Source organism: Burkholderia sp. 567 (assembly GCF_040545115.1).
GTDB classification, from domain to species: Bacteria; Pseudomonadota; Gammaproteobacteria; order Burkholderiales; family Burkholderiaceae; genus Burkholderia; species Burkholderia ambifaria.
Map to the genome: position 1 here is coordinate 247666 of NZ_JBEPLG010000007.1, position 22847 is coordinate 270512.

The 22847-nt window shown below is 68.7% G+C and carries 15 protein-coding genes; 8 read left to right on the top strand and 7 right to left on the bottom strand.

Going from position 1 to position 22847, the window contains the following annotated elements; genetic code table 11:
• Positions 1-69: 69 nt before the first annotated feature.
• Entirely contained in the window at positions 70-1905 is a 1836-nt protein-coding gene (locus tag ABIC50_RS21535; RefSeq protein ID WP_354166724.1) for an autotransporter assembly complex protein TamA, read from the top strand.
• A 28-nt stretch (positions 1906-1933) separates the two neighbouring features.
• A complete protein-coding gene (locus ABIC50_RS21540; protein ID WP_354166727.1) occupies positions 1934-6010 on the top strand; it encodes a translocation/assembly module TamB domain-containing protein in 4077 nt (1358 codons plus the stop codon).
• 86 nt (positions 6011-6096) lie between these two features.
• On the opposite strand, the gene metG is transcribed toward ABIC50_RS21540, so the two are convergent.
• The gene (metG, locus tag ABIC50_RS21545) at positions 6097-8268 is read right to left on the bottom strand and encodes a methionine--tRNA ligase (RefSeq protein ID WP_354166729.1); all 2172 of its coding nucleotides are present in this window, start codon (positions 8266-8268) and stop codon (positions 6097-6099) included.
• Between the two features lie 375 nt (positions 8269-8643).
• Complete coding sequence (locus ABIC50_RS21550) at positions 8644-9291, bottom strand: YiaD family glycine zipper/OmpA-like lipoprotein (RefSeq protein WP_012364456.1); 648 nt, start codon at positions 9289-9291, stop codon at positions 8644-8646.
• Between the two features lie 355 nt (positions 9292-9646).
• On the opposite strand from ABIC50_RS21550, the gene apbC reads away from it, so the two are divergent.
• The 5 genes from apbC (at position 9647) to ABIC50_RS21575 (ending at position 15363) form a co-directional block, all read left to right on the top strand.
• Positions 9647-10738 (top strand): iron-sulfur cluster carrier protein ApbC, encoded by a 1092-nt coding sequence (apbC, locus tag ABIC50_RS21555; RefSeq protein ID WP_354166731.1) that lies wholly within the window; start codon positions 9647-9649, stop codon positions 10736-10738.
• Between the two features lie 132 nt (positions 10739-10870).
• On the top strand, positions 10871-11407 hold the full coding sequence (gene sodC, locus ABIC50_RS21560; RefSeq protein ID WP_011657651.1) for a superoxide dismutase [Cu-Zn]: 537 nt from the start codon (positions 10871-10873) through the stop codon (positions 11405-11407).
• A gap of 195 nt (positions 11408-11602) precedes the next feature.
• Positions 11603-12172: a dCTP deaminase gene (gene dcd, locus ABIC50_RS21565; protein WP_128842756.1), complete on the top strand. Its 570-nt coding sequence runs from the start codon at positions 11603-11605 to the stop codon at positions 12170-12172.
• An 81-nt stretch (positions 12173-12253) separates the two neighbouring features.
• Positions 12254-14533: an arginine/lysine/ornithine decarboxylase gene (locus tag ABIC50_RS21570; RefSeq protein WP_175703116.1), complete on the top strand. Its 2280-nt coding sequence runs from the start codon at positions 12254-12256 to the stop codon at positions 14531-14533.
• A complete protein-coding gene (locus ABIC50_RS21575) occupies positions 14533-15363 on the top strand; it encodes a lysozyme inhibitor LprI family protein (RefSeq protein WP_354166734.1) in 831 nt (276 codons plus the stop codon). The genes ABIC50_RS21570 and ABIC50_RS21575 overlap by 1 nt, the downstream gene beginning before the upstream one ends.
• Before the next feature lie 88 nt (positions 15364-15451).
• Here ABIC50_RS21575 and ABIC50_RS21580 read toward each other — a convergent pair whose 3' ends face one another.
• The 5 genes from ABIC50_RS21580 to ABIC50_RS21600 all read right to left on the bottom strand — a co-directional run bounded on the left by ABIC50_RS21580 (position 15452) and on the right by ABIC50_RS21600 (position 21554).
• The gene (locus ABIC50_RS21580; RefSeq protein ID WP_175741523.1) at positions 15452-16135 is read right to left on the bottom strand and encodes an HAD family hydrolase; all 684 of its coding nucleotides are present in this window, start codon (positions 16133-16135) and stop codon (positions 15452-15454) included.
• Between the two features lie 93 nt (positions 16136-16228).
• Complete coding sequence (gene argH / locus ABIC50_RS21585; RefSeq protein WP_354166736.1) at positions 16229-17638, bottom strand: argininosuccinate lyase; 1410 nt, start codon at positions 17636-17638, stop codon at positions 16229-16231.
• 99 nt (positions 17639-17737) lie between these two features.
• The gene (locus tag ABIC50_RS21590; protein ID WP_502913487.1) at positions 17738-20251 is read right to left on the bottom strand and encodes a fimbria/pilus outer membrane usher protein; all 2514 of its coding nucleotides are present in this window, start codon (positions 20249-20251) and stop codon (positions 17738-17740) included.
• Positions 20252-20297: 46 nt separating this feature from the next.
• Complete coding sequence (locus tag ABIC50_RS21595) at positions 20298-21011, bottom strand: fimbrial biogenesis chaperone (RefSeq protein ID WP_354166738.1); 714 nt, start codon at positions 21009-21011, stop codon at positions 20298-20300.
• A 6-nt stretch (positions 21012-21017) separates the two neighbouring features.
• Positions 21018-21554 carry a Csu type fimbrial protein gene (locus ABIC50_RS21600; RefSeq protein ID WP_212100210.1) on the bottom strand — a complete coding sequence of 179 codons (537 nt, stop codon included), beginning with the start codon at positions 21552-21554 and terminating at the stop codon, positions 21018-21020.
• A 295-nt stretch (positions 21555-21849) separates the two neighbouring features.
• Here ABIC50_RS21600 and ABIC50_RS21605 point away from each other — a divergent pair, with 295 nt between their 5' ends.
• Positions 21850-22845 carry a Csu type fimbrial protein gene (locus tag ABIC50_RS21605; RefSeq protein ID WP_354166740.1) on the top strand — a complete coding sequence of 332 codons (996 nt, stop codon included), beginning with the start codon at positions 21850-21852 and terminating at the stop codon, positions 22843-22845.
• Positions 22846-22847: the final 2 nt, after the last annotated feature.

Consider the following 22847-nt stretch of genomic DNA (forward strand, 5'->3'; position numbering starts at 1 on the left):
ACGGATGCCGCCCTGTGGTCAAATACGGGGCTTTCCACGAAACCATGACAACCGAGGGCGAGGTCATATTTGGCGGGTCAGGCGAACCAGCAAGCATATCCGGCGCATGAGGCGGCGCCGCGCGAACCGCGCGCGGCCCGGCACGCGGGTGATCGCGCGCGGCGCGGCGTCGGGGCTGCGGCCCGGGCCGCCGTCGTGGGCTGTCTCGCCGCGTGCGTCGTATTGCCGGCCTACGCGAAGTACGACGTCGACATCGACGCGCCGCGCTCGATCCGCAAGCTCCTGAAGGCCCATCTCGATATTGCGCGCTTCGCGAAGCGCGACGACATCAGCGACGACCAGTTCGACTTCCTCGTGACCGCCACGCCGCAGCAGGTTCGCGACCTGGCCGCGACGGCCGGCTATTTTTCGCCGGTCGTGCGCACCGACGTGCGCACGCGCGACGGCAAGCGCGACGTGCGCGTCGCCGTCGATCCGGGGCCGCAGACCGTCGTGTCGACGGTCGACCTGACGTTCAAGGGGCCCGTCGACACCGAGGATCCGAAGCAGGAGACCGCGACCCGCTTCGCGTTCTCGCTGAAGCCCGGCGATCCGTTCACGCAGTCCGGCTGGGACACCGCAAAGGGCGAGGCGCTCAAGCAATTGCAGTCGCGCCGCTACCTGGGCGCGAAGATCACGTCGTCGGAGGCGCGCATCGATCCGCGCACGCAGCGCGCGACGCTGGCCGTCGCGTTCGACAGCGGCCCGACATTTACGATTGGCAAGGTTGATGTCGACGGCGTGCGCCGCTATCCGGAGAAGATCGTCACGAACGTGAACCCGCTGTCCGAAGGCGAGATCTACGACGCGCGGCGGATCACCGAGCTGCAGCGGCAACTGCAGAACACGCCGTACTACGCGAGCGTCGCGATCGACGTCGGCGACGATACGTCGAAGCCCGCGCTCACGCCCGTGCACGTGAAGGTCAGCGAGTTCCCGTACAACAACATTCGCGGCGGCGTCGGCTATGCGACCGACACGGGCCCGCACGTGCAGGGCTCGTACACGTACCTCGACACGTTCGGCGCCGCGTGGCCGTTCACCGTGTCGGGCCGGGTCGACCAGATCCAGCAGTACGGCCAGGTGCAGCTGTCGATGCCGCCCGGCGAGAAAGGGTGGACCAACAGCGTGCTCGCGTCGTACACGAACACCAACGTGTCGGACACGCGCATCTACAGTGCGCGGATCGGTGCGCAGCGCACGCGCACCGGCCAGTTCATCGACTACGCGTACTCGCTGATGTACTACCAGGACCGGCTCGACCAGAACGGCGCGGGCCCGACCACGAGCCGCGCGCTGGTGCCGCAGTGGTCGTGGACGCGCCGCAACGTCGACGATCCGCTGTTCCCGCGCTCGGGCAACCTGATCCATGCGGAGGCCGGCTTCGCGATCAAGGGCGTGCTGACCGACCAGACCTTCATCCGCGGTTACGCGCGCGGCCAGCAGTACGTGCCGATCGGCAAGCGCGACCTGTTCGTGTTCCGCGCGGAGCTCGGCGGCGTGTTCACGAGCGGCAGCTCGACCGGCGTGCCGGCGTCGCTGCTGTTCCGCGCGGGCGGCTCGAACTCGGTGCGTGGCTACGGCTACCAGAGCATCGGCAACAGCGTCGCCGGCTCCGTGCTGCCGACCAAGTACCTGATGACGGGCACCGCCGAATACCAGCACTGGTTCAACCGCGACTGGGGCGCCGCGACGTTCTTCGACATCGGCACCGCGACCGATGCGTGGGGCGAGAAGGTGTTCTACCCGGGTGTCGGCGTCGGCGCGCGCTGGCGCAGCCCGGTCGGCCCGATCAACGTCGACGTCGCGTACGGGCTGCGCAACCACAGCGTGCGCCCGTACCTGACGCTCGGCATCGCTTTCTGACCTTATTGCCCGATCCACGACGAACCGCATGACGAAGGACCCGAACGACACGCCGCCGCCTCACGATCCGGATTCGCCCGAGCGCGCGCCCGACGCGCCGCCGCGCGCACCGCGCCGCGGGCGGGCGGTCCGGGTCGTCGCGTGGACGCTCGCGACGGTCGTGCTGCTCGTCGTGCTGGCGGTTGGGCTCGTGCTGGCCGCGGCGACGACCGAGCGCGGCACGCGGCTCGCCTGGCAGACGGCCGTGCGCGTGCTGGGCGCTCGGCTGACGGGCACGCTGGACGGCGGCGCGCTCGCGACCGGCGTGCGGCTGCGCGGCTTCGCGTGGACGAGCCCCGGCGGCGCCGGCACCGAAGTGCGGATCGACCGGCTCGAGGGCCGCTGGGCGCTGACCCGCGTGCCGTGGCGGCTGTCGGTCGCGTACCTGCGCGCGGGCACGATCGACGTGCGGATCGTGCCGGGGCCGTCGAAACCGGCCACGACACCGCAGGATCTGAGCCTGCCGCTGCAGGTGCGGATCGACGACCTGCGCGTCGATCACCTGGCGATCCACGAAGGCACCTCGACGACGCAGCTCGACCATCTCGCGCTGAACGGCCGCAGCGACGGCCGTCACCATGAACTCGCGCTCGACGGCGTCGACACGCCGTACGGCGCGCTCACCGCGCGCGCGAAGCTCGACGGCGTGAAGCCGTTCGCGCTGACGGGCAACGCGACCTACGTGGGCAAGCTCGCCGACGAAGCGGTCAACGCGAGCGCGAACGTATCGGGTTCGCTCGAGGCACTAGTTGCCGACGTCGCCGCGAGCGGGATGAAGCTGCACGGGCGCGCGCACGTCGAGGCCGCGCCGTTCGGCGCGGTGCCGCTCACACGGGCGTCGATCGCGTTCGAGCACGTGAACCCGCAGGCGATTTCGCCGGGCGCGCCGGCCGCCGATCTCGCGGTGCGCGCTGAGCTGGCGCCCGTGACCGCGCCGGCCGGCGCCGCACCGGCGAAGGGCTTCGCGGTCACGGGCCCCGTATCGATCGTCAACGCGAAGCCCGGCCTGCTCGGCGAGCATCTGCTGCCGGTCGTCGACGCACATGCGACCGTGAATCTCGACGCGCATGCGCAGCGGATCGACGGCCTCGCGCTGAAGCTGATCCGCGACGGCAGCGTGACCGGCGGCGGCACGCTGACGGGCGGCAAGGGCCGCTTCGACCTGCAGGTCGCGAATCTCGACCTCAATGCATTCATCGCGCAATTGCGGCCGATGCGCCTCGGCGGCCCGCTCGGCGTGACGCTCGCGGGCGACGTGACGACCGTCGACTTCAACCTGAACGATCCGAAGCTGGCGCTCGGCGCGCGTGCGAAGGTCGCGCTGACGGCGCAGCAGACGGTGCTGACCGATGCGCGCGTGACGGCTGGCAAGGGCCGGATCGACCTGACGGGCGTGTTCCGCCACGACGCGCATTCGAGCTACGACGCGAAGGCGACGCTGACGGCGTTCGATCCGCTGCTGCTCGCCGCGATGAATGCGCCGAGTGCGGCTGGCGGCAAGCCGGGTGCAAAAACGGCTGCAAAGCCGGCGAACGCGGCCAAAGCGACAACCAAGGCGCCGGTCAAGCACGGCGAGACGCGCGTCTCGGGCACGCTGACGGCCTCCGGCGCGTTTGCGCCGCAGGTGTCGACGAAGGCGACCTTCAAGCTCGGCGACAGCCTGTACGACGGCGTGCCGCTGACCGGCGCCGGCGTGGTGCAGCTGGCCGGCGCGCGGATCCTGCCGAGCAACGCGACCCTGTCGATCGCGGGCAACCACGTCGACCTGCGCGGCAGCTTCGGCGCCCCGGGCGACCGGCTGCGCTTCGTCGTCGATGCGCCGCAGCTCGACCGGCTCGGCTTCGGCATGCAGGGGCTCGTGCAGGCGCAGGGCGAGCTGACCGGAAGCTTCGCGCATCCGAACGTGATGGGCACCTACAAGGCCCAGCACGTCGTGGTCGGCTCGAACCGGATCGGCGCCGCGCAGGGCCGCGCCGACATCCGCGACGGCGCGCACGGCGCGCTCGTGTTCACGGCTGATGCGACCGACCTCGCGCTCGGCTCGCTGCAATTGAAATCGCTGCGCGCGAACCTCGACGGCACGCGCGCGAAGCACACGCTCGATGCGTCGGCGATGGGGATTGCCGACGGCCGCGTGATCAACCTGACGCTCGCGGCGAACGGCGGCGTGGTCGAGAACCGCGACGGGATGCGCTGGGACGGCACCGTCACGCGCCTCGCGAACCGCGGCACGCCGGCGCTCGCGCTGCAGGCGCCGCTCACCATATCGGCCGGTGCCGGCCGCGTGACGCTTGGCGCGACGCGGCTCACGCTCGAAGGCGCGTCGATCGACCTGAAGTCGTTCGTGTTCGATCGCGGCCAGATGCGCTCGGCAGGCTCCGTGCGCGATGCATCGGTCGCGCGTTTCTTCGAAGTCCGCCAGGCGCTGACGGGCCAGCGGCCGCCGGTGCGTACCGACGTCGTGCTCGATGCCGACTGGGACTTCTCGCTCGGCGCGAATGCGAGCGGCCACGTGCAGATGAAACGGCGCGGCGGCGACGTGACGATCGAGAGCGGCCGCGGCATCGCGTCGCTCGGGCTGACCGACCTGTCCGCGCGCGCGACCTTCGCACCCGGCAACCGGCTCAACGTGGTGGCGCTCGCGAAGGCGAACCGGATCGGCACGCTCGCCGCGAACGTCACCGTCCCGTTCGCGCTGCGCGACGGCGTGTTCGGCGTCGTCGACGATGGTCCGCTGTCGGGCCGCATCGACGCTGACATCCCGTCGCTGAAGGCGACCGGCAACCTGTTCGGGCCGAGCTACCTGCTCGGCGGGCGCGCGGCGCTGCACCTGACGGTCGCGGGCACGCCGGTGAAGCCGAACGTGTCGGGGAGCCTCACGGGCGACGACCTGTCCGCGACGCTGGTCGACCAGGGCGTGCAGCTGAAGGACGGCATCGTGCGCGTGAAGCTCGCGGAGAACCTCGTCGAATTCCAGCAGGTCGAGTTCCACGGCGGCGACGGCACGCTGCGCGCGATCGGCCGCGTGCGTCTCGACGGCGCGGCGCCCGATCTGACCGCGAGCATCGTCGCGGACAAGCTCGAGCTGTTCGCCGCGCCCGACCGCAAGCTGTCGCTGTCGGGCAAGGCGACCGTCGCGAACGACGGGCCGCGCGGCGCGCTGGCGATCAACGGCAAGTTCGTCGTCGACCGCGCGCTGTTCGACTTGCCGGAGGACGGCGCGCCGCATCTGTCCGACGACGTCGTGATCGTGCGCCCGGACGGCACGGTGCGCGGCGACGTGCAGACGGGCACCGCGGTCGCGAAGCCGCAGAAGGTCGACGAAAAGCCGGCGCCGTCGCTCGCGCCGCGCGCCAACATCGACATCGGCCTCGGCAACAACTTCCGCTTCCGGGGCCACGGCGCGGACCTCGGGCTGCGCGGCACGATCACCGTGATGAGCGCGCCGGGCGTGCCGCTGCGCGCGGTCGGCAACGTGCGCGTGACGGAGGGGTCGACCTATACGTCGTTCGGCCGGAAGCTCGCGGTCGAGAACGGTTTCTTCACGTTCAACGGCCCGGTGTCGAATCCGGGCATCAACATCCTCGCGATGCGGCGCAACCAGGAGGTCGAGGCCGGCGTGCAGGTCATCGGCACGATCCAGTCGCCGACGGTCAAGCTCGTGTCCGAGCCGAACGTCACCGACAACGAGAAGCTGTCGTGGCTGCTGTTCGGTCACGGCACCGACCAGGGCAACAACGTCGGCCAGCAGAACGCGATGACCGCCGCGCTTGCGCTGCTCGGCAGCGCGACCGGCAAGCGGGTCGCGCAGAGCATCGGTCTCGACGAATTCTCGATCGGCCGCAGCGATGTCGGCCTGACCGATGCGCAGGTCGTGCAGATCTCGAAGGCGATCAACGAGCGCTTCGTGCTCGGTTACGAGCAGGGGCTGCAATCGGCGAGCAACGCGTTCAAGGCGACCATCAACCTGACGCGCTTCTGGTCGGTGTCCGCGTATGGCGGCACGTTCCAGGGCGTCGACCTGAACTACACGCGGCGCTTCGATCGCTGGTTCAGCCAGCGGTGATCAAGGGGCGCAGTCCGGCCGCGCCATAAAAAAAGCCCCGCACATCTCGTGCGAGGCTTCCTTGCTCAGCCAGCGGCGTGTGCTGCTTACTTCACGCGCATGCCGGGCTTCGCGCCGCTGTGCGGCTCGAGGATGTAGAGGCCCGGTTCGGCCTTCTCGTCGGCCGCCGACGCGGCGAGCACCATCCCTTCGGACAGCCCGAACTTCATCTTGCGCGGCGCGAGGTTCGCGACCATCACCGTCAGCTTGCCGACGAGCTGCTCGGGCTGGTAAGCCGACTTGATGCCCGAGAACACGTTGCGGGTCTTTTCCTCGCCGATGTCGAGCGTGAGCTGCAGCAGCTTGTCCGAGCCTTCGACGGCCTGGCACGCGACGATCTTCGCGATGCGCAGGTCGACCTTCGCGAAATCGTCGATCGAGATCGGAGCGTCGTCGGCACCGTTCGCGGCAACCGCCTTCGCGTTCGCCTTGGCGTCCTTCGCATCCTTCGCGGCGTTGGCGGCGTTGGCGGCGGTCGCGCCCGCGGCAGCGGCGCCCGCCGCGTCGGCCTGCAGCGAATCGCGGTTCGCGGCGAGCAGCGCGTCGATCTGCTTCGGATCGACACGCGTCATCAGGTGCTGGTACGCCTTGATCGGCTGCGCCGACGACAGCGGCTTCGCGGCATCGGCCCACGCGAGCGGCGCGACGCCGAAGAACGCCTCGACCGCTTCGGCCACGCGCGGCATCACCGGCTTCAGCGCGAGCGACAGCAGGCGGAACGCCTCGAGGCTCACGCTGCAGGTTTCGTGCAGCGCGACCGCGTTGGCCGGATCCTTCGCGAGTTCCCACGGCTTCGCACCGTCGACGTACGCGTTCACTTCATCCGCGAGTTCCATCGTCTGGCGCAGCGCGCGGCTGTATTCGCGTCCTTCGTAGTGCGCGGCGATCGATGCAATCGCATCGCGCAGCTTCGCGACGAGCGGATGGTTCATCGCGCTGTCCTGCACGCGGCCGTCGAAACGCTTGATCAGGAAGCCGGCCGCGCGGCTCGCGATGTTCACGTACTTGCCGACGAGGTCGCTGTTCACGCGCGCCTGGAAGTCGTCGAGGTTCAGGTCAATGTCTTCCATCGTCGCGTTCAGCTTCGCGGCGAAGTAGTAGCGCAGCCATTCGGGGTTCAGGCCGGTGTCGATGTAGCTCTGCGCGGTGATGAAGGTGCCGCGCGACTTCGACATCTTCGCGCCGTCGACCGTCAGGAAGCCGTGCGCGAACACGTTGGTCGGCGTGCGATGGCCCGAGAACTCGAGCATCGCCGGCCAGAACAGCGTGTGGAAATACAGGATGTCCTTGCCGATGAAGTGATACTGCTCGGCCGTCGAACCCGCGCGGATCCACGCGTCGAAGTCGATGCCCTCGCGGTCGCACAGGTTCTTGAAGCTCGCGTAGTAACCGACCGGCGCGTCGAGCCACACGTAGAAGTACTTGCCGGGCGCGCCCGGGATCTCGAAGCCGAAGTACGGCGCGTCGCGCGAGATGTCCCAGTCGGCGAGCTTGGCTTCACCGGCGTCGCCGAGCCATTCGCGCATCTTGTTGGTGGCTTCGGGCTGCGCGAGGCCGCTGACCCATTCGCGCAGGAACGACTCGCAGCGCGGGTCGGACAGGCGGAAGAAGTAGTGCGTCGACGTCTTGCGCACCGGCGTCGCACCCGACACCACCGAATACGGGTTCAGCAGTTCGGTCGGCAGGTAGGTCGAGCCGCATACTTCGCAGTTGTCGCCGTACTGGTCCTTCGCGTGGCACTTCGGGCACTCGCCCTTGATGAAGCGGTCCGGCAGGAACATTTCCTTGACCGGGTCGTACGCCTGCTCGATCGCGCGCTCGGCGATCAGGCCGTTTTCCTTCAGCGCGAGATAAATGCTCTCGCTCAGCACGCGGTTCTCGTCCGAGTCGGTCGAGTAGAAGTTGTCGAACGACACGCCGAAGCTGTCGAAGTCGCGCTTGTGCTCGGTCCACACGCGGTCGATCAGCTGCTTCGGCGTGAGGCCTTCCTTCTCGGCGCGCAGCATGACCGGCGTGCCGTGCGTGTCGTCGGCGCCGATGTAGTAGACCTCGTGGCCGTGCATTCGCAGCGTCCGCACCCAGATGTCGGTCTGGATGTACTCGACCAGGTGGCCGATGTGGATCTGGCCGTTGGCATAGGGCAGTGCGGACGTAACGAGGATCTGGCGGCGGCCTTGCGGCGCCGTAGCCTGCACGGAAGTCAGGTCGGATGCGGACATAGGGTCTGTAGAAGAACGGCGAAAACGACGGAAACTGCGATTCTAGCAGGGGCGCGCGCCGGTCAGCCGGGGCGGGTGTTCGACAGGGGGCGCCGCGACGGGCGAGCGGGCGGGGGACGCGTGCCCGGCAGTGAAATGCTGCGGCGCAGCACACGATTTTCGGGCAAAAAAAACCGGGGCGGATACGGCCCCGGAGCAACAACGACAAGAGGAGAATGGTGACGGGCCGGCAGCGCCAGCCGCGTACCGTAAAGACAGACCGCAGGCCGCGACGGAAGTTCGAAATTTTTTTCGATTTGTTACGGATCCTGCTGGAAGCCTTGTGCGGCGGGGCTGTGCGCGTGGCGCGCGGCCCCGTCCCTCTCGTGGCGATGCTTACTGATGCTGCTGCGGCGCGCGCAGGTAGATCTCGACGCGGCGGTTTTGCGCACGGCCGGCTTCGGTCGCGTTGTCCGCGATCGGGTTCGACGGGCCCATGCCCTGGGCCGACAGACGGCCGCCCGCGACGCCGCGCTGCGCCAGCGCGTTCACGACGCTCTGCGCACGGTTCTGCGACAGCGTCTGGTTCAGCTGTGCCGAACCCGTGCTGTCCGTGTAGCCGATGACCGATCCCGTCAGTTGCGGGTTCTGGTTCAGCGTCGTCGCCAGGTCGTTCAGCAGCGGCGTGAAGGCCGGCGTGATCGCGTACTGGTTCGTCGCGAACGTCACCGAGCTCGGCACGTTCAGCTTCAGCGAGCCGTCCGGCTGCTCGGTCACTTGCGTGCCGGTCTGCGCTGCCGACGGTGCGAGCTTGTTCTTGATCGCCTGCCAGTTGTAGCCGGTCACGCCGCCGACCAGTGCGCCGACGCCTGCGCCGATCGCCGCGCCCTTGCCGCCACCGGCCAGCGCGCCGATGCCCGCGCCCAGCGCCGCACCGGTGCCGGTGCCGACGGCCGCGTTATTGCCTTGCTGCGTGGCGCAGCCTGCCAGCAATGCGCCGGCCAATGCGAAGACGGACAAGCGGGTCGCGATTTTCATGTTCATCTTGGATTCCTCTCTTTCTTGGTTGAACGAGTCGACAACGACGACAAACAACAGTGACGGCTCCCACCACGGGCGCCCGACAAAGGCGGGCGGGCCCGGGCTCGCGGCAGCCGCCGAGGCGGCTGCATGCCCTGTTCGCCAGCGTGGCTGTTCCGGACAGGTGATGCGTCAGCCTCTACAATATAGGCGGTTGGCGGCCGATTTGGCCCCATAGCATGCCGCACGCGAAGATTGCGCCGCCGCGCGCGTTCGCGCAATGGCGTGCAACAGATTCTTTCACTTTTCCCGATTTTCGCAGCGTAATTTGATATTTTTTGACGTTTGCGCGGGAGAAAAACGTTTTCACGGAGTTTCGATGAGCATTGACCGGGCACAAGTCGACGCCGCGCTGGCGGCGGTCGTCGACCCCAATACCGACCGTCCGTACGCGGCACACAAGGGCGTGCGCAACGTCGCGATCGACGGCGACGCCGTGGCGGTCGACGTGGTGCTCGGCTATCCCGCGCGCAGCCAGCACGATGACGTGCGCGCGCGCATCGCCGCTGCGCTGAAGGCCGTGCCGGGCGTGCGCGACGCCCGTGTCGCCGTGTCGCAGGAGATCGTCGCGCACACGGTGCAGCGTGGCGTGAAACTGCTGCCGAATGTGAAGAACATCGTCGCGGTCGCGTCGGGCAAGGGCGGCGTCGGCAAGAGCACGACGGCCGTCAACCTCGCGCTCGCGCTCGCCGCGGAAGGCGCATCGGTCGGCATCCTCGACGCCGACATCTACGGGCCGTCGCTGCCGACGATGCTCGGCATTCACGGCCAGCGCCCCGAGTCGCCGGACAACCAGTCGATGAACCCGCCCATCGGCCACGGGCTGCAGGCGAACTCGATCGGCTTCCTGATCGAGGAAGACAATCCGATGGTGTGGCGCGGCCCGATGGCGACGTCGGCGCTCGAGCAACTGCTGCGCCAGACCAACTGGCGCGAGCTCGACTACCTGATCGTCGACATGCCACCGGGCACCGGCGACATCCAGCTCACGCTCGCGCAGCGCGTGCCGGTGACGGGCGCCGTGATCGTGACGACGCCGCAGGACATCGCGCTGCTCGACGCGAAGAAGGGCCTCAAGATGTTCGAGAAGGTCGGCATTCCGATCCTCGGCATCGTCGAGAACATGAGCATCCACATCTGCTCGAACTGCGGCCACGAGGAGCACATCTTCGGCGCGGGCGGCGCCGAGCGGATGGCGCAGGAATACGGCGTGAACGTGCTCGGCAGCCTGCCGCTCGACATCGCGATCCGCGAGCGCGCCGACAGCGGCACGCCGACGGTTGCGGCCGAGCCGGACGGCGCGCTGGCGCGGCGCTACCGCGATATCGCGCGCGGCGTCGCGCTGGCGATCGCCGAGCGCGCGCGCGACATGACGTCGAAGTTCCCGTCGATCGTTGTTCAAAATACGTAAAACCCTTGCGGGGCGGGGGCTCACGCTGTTTACGGCGCCGCGAGGCGCGGTATCATGGCGACTTTTCCCGGGTCCCTTTACCCACCCGGCACGGCGGCCGCATCAACAGCCGCCAGCCGGCATGAGGATCGAATGAACCAACGACATCACGGCGTGCGCGCCGGCCGCGCGCGGCGCGCGCTGCTGGCCGCCGCCGCGCTGGGCCTGCTGGCCGGCTGTACCTCCTTTTCCTCGTCGCACGAAAAACGCGCCGACGCGCAGTTGCAGCCGACGGTCGGCTCGCAGGCGCGCGGCGCGGTGACGTTCGTCGAACGCCCGGACGGCGTCCAGGTCACGTACAACCTGGTCGGCCTGCCGCCGAACAGCGATCACGCGCTGCAGGTGCACGAGCGCGGCGACTGCAACGCGGGCGACGGCTCGAGCGCCGGCCCGGTGTTCGCGCCGGCCGCCGAGCGGCTGCGCGCGGGCGCGCGGGTCGCCGGCGATCTCGGCAATATCCATGCGGACGCGAACGGTGTCGCGGCCGGTTTTATCGTCGCGCCCGATCTGGCCCTCGATGGCGTGCGCTCCGCGATGAACCGCGCGGCGCTGGTGCACCGCGACCCGAGCGATCCGATCTTTTCGCAGCATGGCGCGGGCGCCGCGCTCGCGTGCGGCGTGATCCGTTGACGGCCGCCGCGTGCGCGAGCCGATGATCGCGTAAAATGTGCGCCTTTCCCGGCCGCCGCCTCGCGGGTACGGCCGTCACCGACTGTCACGCAGCGTTTCCAGGCGCCCCGATATGAAACGACCCCAACGCTCACTTTGTTCGCTGCCCTCCGACGGGGCGGTCAGCCTCTTTGGGACAGCCCGGCGGAGGCTCGCATGAGCATCAAGGCCGACAAGTGGATTCGGCGCATGGCCGAAGAACACAAGATGATCGAGCCGTTCGTGCCCGATCAGGTTCGCGCGTCCGAGGATGGCCGCCGGATCGTCAGCTACGGCACGTCGAGCTACGGCTACGACATCCGCTGCGCGGACGAATTCAAGATCTTCACCAACATCAATTCGACGATCGTCGATCCGAAGAACTTCGACGAGGGCTCGTTTGTCGATTTCAAGGGCGACGTGTGCATCATCCCGCCGAACTCGTTCGCGCTGGCCCGCACCGTCGAATATTTCCGCATCCCGCGCACCGTGCTGACGGTCTGCCTCGGCAAGTCGACGTACGCGCGCTGCGGGATCATCGTCAACGTGACGCCGTTCGAACCCGAGTGGGAAGGCTACGTCACGCTGGAATTCTCGAATACCACGCCGCTGCCGGCGAAGATCTACGCGAACGAAGGCGTCGCGCAGGTGCTGTTCTTCGAAAGCGACGAGGTGTGCGACGTGTCGTACGCCGATCGCGGCGGCAAGTATCAGGGTCAGCGTGGTGTCACGCTGCCGAAAACCTGATCTGGTTGCATATCGTCTCACCGGTTTCCGGGTGACCGCTGCGCGTGACGCGCCGCGGTCGTTCTTTTTGGAGAATCGCCCATGAAGTTTCGTTTTCCCGTCGTCATCATCGACGAAGATTTCCGCTCCGAGAACATCTCGGGCTCCGGCATCCGGGCGTTGGCCGAAGCGATCGAGAAGGAGGGCGTCGAAGTCCTCGGCCTCACGAGCTACGGCGATCTGACGTCGTTCGCGCAGCAGTCGAGCCGCGCGTCGTGCTTCATCCTGTCGATCGACGACGACGAACTCATGCTCGGCGAAACGGGCTCGGACGGCGAACTGCCCGAGCTGGCGACCGCGATCATCGAGCTGCGCGCGTTCGTCACCGAAGTGCGCCGCCGCAACGCGGACATTCCGATCTTCCTGTATGGCGAGACGCGCACGTCGCGCCATCTGCCGAACGACATCCTGCGCGAGCTGCACGGCTTCATCCACATGTTCGAGGACACGCCGGAGTTCGTCGCGCGCCACATCATCCGCGAGGCGAAGGTCTATCTCGACTCGCTCGCGCCGCCGTTCTTCAAGGAGCTGGTCAAGTACGCGGACGAAGGCTCGTACTCGTGGCACTGCCCGGGCCACTCGGGCGGCGTCGCGTTCCTGAAGAACCCGCTCGGCCAGATGTTCCACCAGTTCTTCGGCGAGAACATGCTGCGCGCGGACGTCTGCAATGCAGTCGACGAACTCGGCCAGCTGCTCGACCACACGGGCCCGGTCGCGGCGTCCGAGCGCAACGCGGCGCGCATCTTCAGCGCGGATCACCTGTTCTTCGTGACCAACGGCACGTCGACGTCGAACAAGATCGTCTGGCACGCGACGGTCGCGCCGGGCGACATCGTGCTGGTCGACCGCAACTGCCACAAGTCGATCCTGCACGCGATCACGATGACGGGCGCGATTCCGGTGTTCCTCACGCCGACGCGCAACCACTTCGGCATCATCGGGCCGATTCCGCGCGACGAATTCAAGCCGGAGAACATTCGCAAGAAGATCGAGGCGAACCCGTTCGCACGCGAAGCGCTGCGCGAGAACCCCGACCTCAAGCCGCGCATCCTGACGATCACGCAGAGCACGTACGACGGCGTCGTCTACAACGTCGAGATGATCAAGGATCTGCTCGGCGACCTGCTCGACACGCTGCACTTCGACGAAGCGTGGCTGCCGCACGCGACGTTCCACGACTTCTACCGCGACATGCACGCGATCGGCGACGGCCGTCCGCGCACGGGCGCGCTCGTGTTCGCGACGCACTCGACGCACAAGCTGCTCGCGGGCATCTCGCAGGCGTCGCAGATCGTCGTGCAGGATTCCGAGAACCGCACGTTCGACAAGCACCGCTTCAACGAGGCGTACCTGATGCACACGTCGACGAGCCCGCAGTACGCGATCATCGCGTCGTGCGACGTCGCGGCCGCGATGATGGAGCCGCCGGGCGGCACCGCGCTCGTCGAGGAATCGATCGCCGAGGCGATCGACTTCCGCCGCGCGATGCGCAAGGTCGACGCCGAATACGGCGACGACTGGTTCTTCAGCGTGTGGGGCCCGGACGACCTGTCGGAAGAAGGCATCGGTTCGCGCGAGGACTGGATGCTGAAGCCGAACGACCACTGGCACGGCTTCGGCCCGCTGGCGGAAGGCTTCAACATGCTCGACCCGATCAAGGCGACGATCATCACGCCGGGGCTCGACGTCGACGGCGAGTTCGGCGAGACGGGCATTCCGGCCGCGATCGTCACGAAGTACCTGGCCGAGCACGGGATCATCGTCGAGAAGACCGGCCTGTACTCGTTCTTCATCATGTTCACGATCGGCATCACGAAGGGCCGCTGGAACTCGATGGTGACCGAGCTGCAGCAGTTCAAGGACGACTACGACAACAACCAGCCGCTGTGGCGCGTGCTGCCGGAATTCGTCGCGCAGCATCCGCGCTACGAGCGCGTCGGCCTGCGCGACCTGTGCACGCAGATCCACGACGTGTACCGTGCGAACGACATCGCGCGCCTGACGACGGAGATGTACCTGTCGGACATGGAGCCGGCGCTGAAGCCGTCGGACGCGTTCGCGAAGCTCGCGCACCGCAAGATCGACCGCGTGCCGCTCGACGAGCTCGAAGGCCGCGTGACGAGCATCCTGCTGACGCCGTACCCGCCGGGCATTCCGCTGCTGATCCCGGGCGAGCGCTTCAACAAGACGATCGTGAACTACCTGCGGTTCGCGCGCGACTTCAACGAACGCTTCCCGGGGTTCCATACCGACATCCACGGCCTCGTCGCGGAAGAAATGAACGGTCGCGTCGAGTACTTCGTCGACTGCGTGCGCGACTGATGGCGGCGCAGGGACGAATCCGGACGATGCGTGCGGCGCTGGCCGCGCTCGTCGTCTGGGCCGCGTGGTCGGCAGGGCCGGCGGGGTTGAATGTCGCGCAGGCGGAAGTGGCGGCGGCCGACCCGATCGACGTCGCAATGCGGCAGTGTCTCGCGCGGCGCGACCGGTCGTCGACGGCCGGCCAGATCCAGTGCATGGGCGAGGCGCAGCAGCAGTGGCAGACGGTGATGGACCGCGCGTACCAGCGCCTGTCGGACGATGCGCCGGCCGACGTGAAGCGCGGCTGGCAGGACAGCCAGCGCCACTGGGTCACGTGGCGCAAGGATGAAATTCAGCTGCTGAAGGCCGTGTACGACACGACGCGCGGCACCGCATACGCGATGTCGAGCGCCGACATGCAGCTGCAGCCGGTGCGCGATCGCGCGCTCGCGCTGCGCGCGGCGGCCGACCGCTATGCGCCGCCGCCCGCCGCCGTGCCGGTGGCCGCGACGAGCGGTGCGCAGGGCGGCGTGAGCGCGGCGCCGGGCGCCGCCGCGGCAGCCGGCGCGAAGCCTGTGAACGTGCCGCGCGATCCGGCGATCGGCCGCGTGCGGCCGTGCGTGCAGGATGCCGCGTGCGAGCATGCGCTGTTCGATCTGAACCGCTATTACCAGAAGCTGCGTCGCAAGATGCCCGCGCATTCGGCCGCGACGCTCGTGCGCGCGCAACGCGCATGGGTCATGTTCCGCGATGCGACGGCGCCGCTCGTCGGCGAGGACGGGCGCGTCGACCTGATCGGCGCGCGCATCGCGACGATGAAGCGGCTGTCGGAGACGGCCGGCAACAAGTAGGCATCGCCGCGACGCCGGCATCCGGCGCGGCAACGCAAAACGGGCACCCGAGGGTGCCCGTTTGCATGTGGGGTGCCGCGTGCGGCGCTTACGCGGATTGCTGCGTGTCGAGGCCGCCGAACCACGACGGCACGAGCGCGAGCGCATCGTCGAGCGACGTGAGCACGTGCAGGCTCAGCGCGACGATCTCGGGTGTGGGCGCCTTCAGATCGGGCACGGTGACGACCGCTGCGCCGGCGCCGGCGGCCGACAGCGCGCCGAAGTCGCTGTCCTCGAACGCGACGCACGCGTGCGCCGGCACGCCGAGGCGCTCGGCCGCGAGCCGGTATACGGCCGGATCGGGCTTGCCGCGCGCGACTTCGTCGCCGCCCGCGATCGCGTGGAAGAACGGCAGCACGCCGACCGCGTCCAGCCGTGCACGGATCACGTCGCGCGCGGACGATGACGCGACCGCGCACGGAATGCCGGCCTGCGCGAGCGCCTCGAGCAGCGCGAGCGCGCCCGCTTTCAGCGGAAACTTCGGATGGGGTTCGGGTGCGGCGAGCTGTTCGCGCACGAGCAGGCGCACGGCGTCGAACGTGTTGGTGTCGCCGATCAGCCGCGCGAGGATTACCTGGCCTTCGGCGAACGAGCGCCCGACGATCTGCAGGTAGTCGATCTCGGTCAACGTGACGCCGTGCGCGGTCGACACGTCGATCCACGTGTTCATGATGGTCCGCTCGGAATCGACGAGCAGGCCGTCCATGTCGAAGAGCGCGGCGGAGAAGGTCATCGGCGGTATCCGGGAAGCGGGGCAGGCAACGGGCGGCGCGGCGGCCGCCCGAATGAAGGACGGACGCCGCAGGCGCCGTCAGTGGCGACGAGCTTACGTGCCGAGCGCGGCGCGGGCAGCCTTGACCGCCGCACGCACCTGGTCCGGCGCGGTGCCGCCCGCGTGGTCGCGGCTTGCGACCGAACCCTCGAGCGTCAGGTAGCCGAACACGTCGTCGCCGATCAGGTGCGCGACGTTCGGCAGTTCCTGCTTCATTTCGTCGAGCGTCAGGTCGGCGAGGTCGATCCCGCGGTCGTCGCAGATCCGCACCGCGTGCGCGACGGCTTCGTGCGCGTCGCGGAACGGCAGCCCGCGCTTCACGAGGTAGTCGGCGAGGTCGGTGGCGGTCGAGAAGCCCTGCAGCGCGGCCGCGCGCATCGCGTCCGGCTTCACGGTGATGCCCGCGACCATCTCGGCGAAGATCCGCAGCGTGTCGGCGACGGTGTCGACCGTGTCGAACAGCGGTTCCTTGTCTTCCTGGTTGTCCTTGTTGTACGCGAGCGGCTGGCCCTTCATCAGCGTGAGGAGCGCCATCAGGTGGCCGTTCACGCGGCCCGTCTTGCCGCGCGCGAGCTCGGGCACGTCCGGGTTCTTCTTCTGCGGCATGATCGAGCTGCCGGTGCAGAAGCGATCGGCGATGTCGATGAAGCCGACGCGCGGGCTCATCCACAGCACGAGTTCCTCGGAGAAACGCGACACGTGCGTCATCACGAGCGCGGATGCCGCCGTGAATTCGATCGCGAAGTCGCGATCCGACACCGCGTCGAGCGAGTTCGCGCAGATGCCGTCGAAGCCGAGCGTCTTCGCGACGGCGTGACGGTCGATCGGGTAGCTGGTGCCCGCGAGCGCGGCCGCGCCGAGCGGCAGGCGGTTCACGCGGGTGCGGCAATCGCACATGCGTTCCGCGTCGCGCGTGAACATCTCGACGTACGCGAGCAGGTGATGGCCGAACGTGACCGGCTGGGCGACCTGCAGGTGCGTGAAGCCCGGCATGATCGTGTCGGCGTTCTTTTCCGCGAGGTCGATCAGCGCGCCGCGCAGGTCGTTCAGCAGGCCGCCGATGCGGTCGATCTCGCCGCGCAGCCACAGACGGATGTCGGTCGCGACCTGATCGTTGCGCGAGCGGCCCGTGTGCAGGCGTTTGCCCGCGTCGCCGATCAGCGCGGTGAGGCGCGCCTCGATGTTCAGGTGGACGTCCTCGAGATCCAGCTGCCATTCGAATTCGCCGCGCTCGATCTCGCCCTTGATCTGCGTCATCCCGCGCTCGATCGCGGCGAGGTCGTCGGCGCTGATGATCTTCTGCGCCGCGAGCATGCTCGCGTGCGCGAGCGAGCCGGCGATGTCGACGAGCGCGAGGCGCTTGTCGAAAAACACCGACGACGTGTAGCGCTTGACCAGCTCCGACATCGGTTCCGAGAAGCGGGCCGACCAGGCCTCGCCCTTTTTGTGCAGTTGGGACGTCATGGCGATTCTTCGAAGGGGAGTTGGGCGGCGTGCGCCGCCGAGGGAATCCCGCAATTCTAACATTCGCGGGGCTGACGGCCGGCGCGCGCCGGCCGCGGATCACCGCGGGCCGCAGGTCAGCGGGCCGATCCGCGGCAGCGTGCCGTCGTCCGGGCGCCGGTACGCGAACGCGACCGCGCAATCGCGGCCGCCGCCGGTGATTTCCAGATGGTTGTTCGCGACGAGGCCGTCGACGAAGGTCAGGCCGTCGTAGCCGACGATCGTGCGCTGACCGGTTTCGACGTGGCGCACCTCGAGCCCGGGCGGCAGCGGCGTGCCGTCCGGCGCGCGCAGCGCGATCGACGCGGCGCTGTAGCGTGTCACCGCGAAGTGCGCGAGGACGCCGGAGCGCGCCTGCGGCACGACATCGAGCGTCGTGTCGGCGATCCGGGCGTCGGCGGGCAGCGCGGTGCCGTCGATCGCGACGCGATTGCTCTGGTACGCATTCAGGTCGGGCACGAGCAGATAGCCGGCCCGGTTCGTCTCGCCGATCATCCGGTTCTGGTGCAGCACGGGCACGCGCCCGGTGTCGGTCGAGACGAGCGCGAAGCCGTCGTCGACGCGGCGTGCCGTCATCAGCTGGCCGTTCATCAGCACGATCGCGCCCGTGACGTCGACCGACGCGTTGCGGTGCCCGTCGAACGACTGCGCGAGCAGCGTGACCTCGCCCGCGCGGCCGAGGTACTGCAGTTGCCCCTGCGCGTAGCGCATGCCTGCGTTGGCGCCGGCCTGCACGTTCCAGCCGAAGCCGCCGCCATAGTCGGGCGGCCGTGTCGCGCTCAGCGTGTAGGTCGAGTCGCCGTTCTGCCGCCCGGCGTTCAACGACACGGACGTGTTGCCGCCGAGCCCGATGCTCAGGCTCACGAAGAAGCCGCGCGTGTCGCGCTGCCGGAAGTCCTGGAAGCCGCTGAACGTGATCGAGGTCAGCCCGCCGAGATTGACCAGGTAGGCGACTGAGCCGATGCGCGACGCGGCGACGCCCGGATACTTGAGGCCGAGATAGCTGAACGACAGCGTCTGCCTGCGCAGGAACGGGAATGACACCGTGACGCGGTCGGTGGCGCGCGACACCGGCACGCCTTCGCGGCTGCCGAGGTCGCTGTAGTCGCCGAAGGCGCGCAGCGTCTGCGCATCGATGGAGAAGCGCGGCGTCACGTACTGGTAGCCGATGCCGGCCTGCACGCCCGTGCGGCCCGGCGCGCTGAGCGCCAGCGATGCGTTCGCCACGCCGCGTTCGCCCAGACGTGCGAGCGCGCCGGCGCCCGCGTTGTAGACGCCGGCCGTCGCTTCCGCGTGCGCCTCGACGGTCAGCCGCTCGCTGATGCCGTAGCGCAGCGAGCCGCTCGCGGCCGGCGTGCGCGCATAGTCGAACGAATCGATGCCATAGGCGCGGCGCAGGAACCCGGCTTCCGCCGAATAGCTGGCGAGGCCGGGGGCGAGCAGGCGCGTGTCGACGTACAGCGGAATGGACGTCGCGATCGAGCGGCCGAGCGCGTCGCGCGTGATGACGGTTGCGCTGCCCGCGCCGGTGATGCCGGGCACGCTGTTGATCACGAACGGCCCGCTCGCCACGTTGCCGCTGAACTGGCGCACGTTGTTCACGTACAGGTCGACGGAGGTCGGCACGACCGCGCTGCCGGACAGCGCGGGCACCGGAAACGTGACCAGATCGGGACGCAGGCCGAAATTGCTGCGCCACTGCACGCCGCCGATGCGCAGCGAGCGGGTCCACGACAACGACGACGAAATCGTGTCGCCGATCTGGGTCGTCGTGAGCGTGCCGGGGTTCGAATGACTCCACGACGTGTCGTAGCGCACGTAGCGGCGGCGGTCGTCGTACAGATACGCGACGCCGGTGCTGCTGAACACGCCGTACGGATCGAAATAGCGCGCCTCGCTCCAGACCGCGAGCGGCGCATGGGCGATGGTCTGTGCGTAGGCGTCGTAGTTCAGCACGAAGCCGCGGCCGGACGTGGCGGGCGGCGCGGCCGCGAGTGCGCGCGTATCGAACGTGTGCGGGATGCGCAGCGCGTCGGGCACGCGCAGGTCGAGCGTCTGCCGGCCCGCGTCGTAGTCGTAGCGCAGCCCGGCGAGCGTGTCGAGCGCGACGAGCGCGTTCGACGGCTCCTGCATGCGGTCGTTCGTCCGGTCGTTCGTCGCGATACCCAGGTCGTTCAGGTCGGCGGAGGCCGCGTACAGGCGTCCGTCGATTTGCTGGAACCGTGCGATCCGGTGCGTCGGTTCGCCATTGACCGATACGTCGAGAAACAGTGCGTCGGATGCGGGCGCGGGCGCCGGCGTGGGCATGGGCGCAGGCACCGGCACCGGCACCGGCATCGGCATCGGCATCGGCATCGGCATCGGCATCGGCATCGGCACCGGCGCAGGCACGGGCGCAGGCACGGACGTACGCACGGACGCAGGCACGGGCACCAGCGCCGGCGCAGCTGCAACCTGCGCCGGCGCCGGCGCCGTTTGCGCGCAGCCGGGGCCTGCATGCAGCGCCAGCGCCAATGCAAGCACCGCCGCAGCGGGCCGCGCGTATCGTGCGGGGCCGGCAGCCTGGAGGGCCATGCGCGTCGTCGGAACGGGCAACGTCGTGCGATCCTTCCGAGCCGGATCAGGGCGGTGTCAGCCGCGCTTCGACCGGCTGCGCGTTGACGGTCGCCTGGATCCTGACGAATGTCGCCGGGCCCGCATCCAGCTTGAGCGGCCAGCGCCGCGTGCTGCCCGCGAGCGCATAGCCGAGCAGGCCGCGCGTGACGTCATGCACAGTGCCGCGCGCGTCGATGAGCCGAACCGCGGAAATCTGCGCGCGTCGTCCACCGCGGTTGTCGACCGCAAGCCGTGTGCCCGCGCCGTCACGCTCGACGCGCCAGTCAAGTTTTGGCGACGCCGGTGCGCCATCGGGCTCGACGAATACGGGCACGGAATAGCGCAGCCGGATCGTGACGCCGTTCGCGACCGGCGTGCCGGGCGCGGGCAGTTCATCGATCAGCACGCGATAGCTTTCCTCGGCGGGCGCCGCGCCGCGGCCCGTGCGCACGAGCCGGATCAGCTGCTCGGCGTTCGCGCCGATCTGCAGCAGCGGCGGCGACGCGGCGAGCATGTCGGTCGGCGTCATCACGTCGTCACCGTTTTGCTGAGTCCAGCGATAGGTGCGGACCTGGCCGTAGATCGGCTGTCCGCCAGGATTGCTGAGCGTCATGCTCGCGGCGGCCGCCGACGGCGCCAGCTCGATCGTCACGGGCGTGATCTGCAGCGTGGCGGCGGATGCGGCCGCGCACGCCGACGCGACGCACAGCGCGGCCAATGCGCGCGGGAGCCATGCCATGGCGCGTCAGAAGTACACGGTGGCGGTGACGGAGGCCTGATAGGTGTCGGGCGTCGGCGTCGCTTGCGCGGGCACCTGGCCGTACACGTTCAGCACTTGCGCGGAACCCGTGCCGGTGCCGCCGACCGTGTCGGTGCCCTGCGTGTTGCCCCAGATCGTCGTGTGGCCGGAGTCCTGGTAGAGCTGATAGCCGACCGTCGTGCTGGTATTGCCGGTCGTCGTGCCACCCATCAGCCGGCTGGCGACCGTCGAGCCGGTTACCGTGCCGCCGTCGAGTCCGACGTTGTACGGCGTCGAGTTCGTGCAGGTGACGGAGACCGTGGTCTGCTGGTTGACTGCCGATGCGAGCACGCCGGCCGTGCCGAACGCGAGCGGGTTCGCGGCGATCGTGCAGTTGGCCTGGATCGTGAGCGTGACGGTGAATTGCGCGGTAGCGGTGCCGTTCGAATAGACTGCCGCAATGGCGACGGGTTGCAGCGCGGGCGCGAATGCGACGCTGGCCGCGAGCATGGCCGAAAGAACACGACGTCGGGAATCGTTCATTATGATTGTCTCCTGCCGTTCAAGGGGTCGTCCGGACGCGGAGTGCCTGCCGCGTGGTCTGTTGCCGGTCGCCGTAACCGCTCTGTCGTTGTTGGAAGACTACTCCACGGATTCAGGCGCGCGCAATCGAGAAAACGCCGACCGGAACACATTGTTTTGGGTTGCGAACCGATTGGCAGCGGCCGATTTGACATGGATCAAAACAGTGCGAACGATTGATGCGCAGCCGGATACGATGGGGCGCCGAACGGGCCGCAAGCCCGGTCGAGCGGACGAGCATGTTCGGGGGGAGCGCATGGCGGATGACGAATTCGACACGACGCGACGCTGGATCCGCGCGCTAGCGTGCGTGCTGCTGGCCGCGCTGCTCGGCATGCCGTGGATGCCGGCCCGGGCCGACACGTGTTCCGTGACGCCGCCGGCGCCGAGCTTCGGCTCGGTCAGCCCGATCACGCTGCAGGCTTATACGACGAACAGCACGATGACGGTCAGTTGCACGTGGGACGCACTGAGTCTGAACACCGGCGTGCTCGTTTGCGTGAACCTCGGCGGCACGAGCCCGCGCTACCTGACCAACGGGACGAACCAGATGCAGTACGACCTGTATCAGGACGCCGGCTATTTGCAGCCCTGGGGCGCCGTCAGTGCCGGCACGACGCCGATCTCCGTGTCGTTGACGAAACCTGTGCTCGGCACGACCGCGAGTACCAACGTGACCGTCTATGGCCGCATCGCGTCGAACCAGCCGACCGTGCCGACCGTGAACAATGCCAGCACCGTCTATACGCAAAGTTTCGCCGGCAACCAGGCCGCCTACAGCTTCAGTTTTTCGCTGCTCGGCGTGCAGCCCACGCCGTGCGTGTCGCAGTCGACGGCCGGCACGATGAGCTTTGCCGCCACTGCCACCGTCATCAACAACTGCATCATCAGCGCGACCGGCGTGGCGTTTCCGGCGGCGGGCGTGCTGACGTCGGCGCTGAGCGCGAGCGGCTCGATCAGTGCGCGGTGCACGAACGGCGATGCGTTCCAGATCGCGTTGAACGGCGGGGTCAGCGGCAGTGTCGTCGCACGCACGATGCAGCGCACGGGCGGCGGCTCGGTCAGCTATCAGCTCTATCAGGACAGCGGCCACACGCAGCCGTGGGGCGACGGCACCGGCGGCACGTCGATGGCGACGGGCACCGGCAGCGGGTTCGCGCAGGCGATCACCGTGTACGGCCGCGTCCCCGCGCAGGCGACGCCGGCGCCCGGCAACTACAGCGACACCATTACCGCGACGATCAGCTTCTGAGT

What these genes read in the sequence shown, in the direction of transcription:
- ABIC50_RS21540 (WP_354166727.1), top strand. Translation starts at nt 1,934, where the DNA reads ATGACGAAGGACCCGAACGACACGCCGCCGCCTCACGATCCGGATTCG.
- metG (WP_354166729.1), bottom strand. Translation starts at nt 8,268, where the DNA reads ATGTCCGCATCCGACCTGACTTCCGTGCAGGCTACGGCGCCGCAAGGC.
- ABIC50_RS21550 (WP_012364456.1), bottom strand. Translation starts at nt 9,291, where the DNA reads ATGAACATGAAAATCGCGACCCGCTTGTCCGTCTTCGCATTGGCCGGC.
- apbC (WP_354166731.1), top strand. Translation starts at nt 9,647, where the DNA reads ATGAGCATTGACCGGGCACAAGTCGACGCCGCGCTGGCGGCGGTCGTC.
- sodC (WP_011657651.1), top strand. Translation starts at nt 10,871, where the DNA reads ATGAACCAACGACATCACGGCGTGCGCGCCGGCCGCGCGCGGCGCGCG.
- dcd (WP_128842756.1), top strand. Translation starts at nt 11,603, where the DNA reads ATGAGCATCAAGGCCGACAAGTGGATTCGGCGCATGGCCGAAGAACAC.
- ABIC50_RS21570 (WP_175703116.1), top strand. Translation starts at nt 12,254, where the DNA reads ATGAAGTTTCGTTTTCCCGTCGTCATCATCGACGAAGATTTCCGCTCC.
- ABIC50_RS21575 (WP_354166734.1), top strand. Translation starts at nt 14,533, where the DNA reads ATGGCGGCGCAGGGACGAATCCGGACGATGCGTGCGGCGCTGGCCGCG.
- ABIC50_RS21580 (WP_175741523.1), bottom strand. Translation starts at nt 16,135, where the DNA reads ATGACCTTCTCCGCCGCGCTCTTCGACATGGACGGCCTGCTCGTCGAT.
- argH (WP_354166736.1), bottom strand. Translation starts at nt 17,638, where the DNA reads ATGACGTCCCAACTGCACAAAAAGGGCGAGGCCTGGTCGGCCCGCTTC.
- ABIC50_RS21590 (WP_502913487.1), bottom strand. Translation starts at nt 20,251, where the DNA reads ATGGCCCTCCAGGCTGCCGGCCCCGCACGATACGCGCGGCCCGCTGCG.
- ABIC50_RS21595 (WP_354166738.1), bottom strand. Translation starts at nt 21,011, where the DNA reads ATGGCATGGCTCCCGCGCGCATTGGCCGCGCTGTGCGTCGCGTCGGCG.
- ABIC50_RS21600 (WP_212100210.1), bottom strand. Translation starts at nt 21,554, where the DNA reads ATGAACGATTCCCGACGTCGTGTTCTTTCGGCCATGCTCGCGGCCAGC.
- ABIC50_RS21605 (WP_354166740.1), top strand. Translation starts at nt 21,850, where the DNA reads ATGGCGGATGACGAATTCGACACGACGCGACGCTGGATCCGCGCGCTA.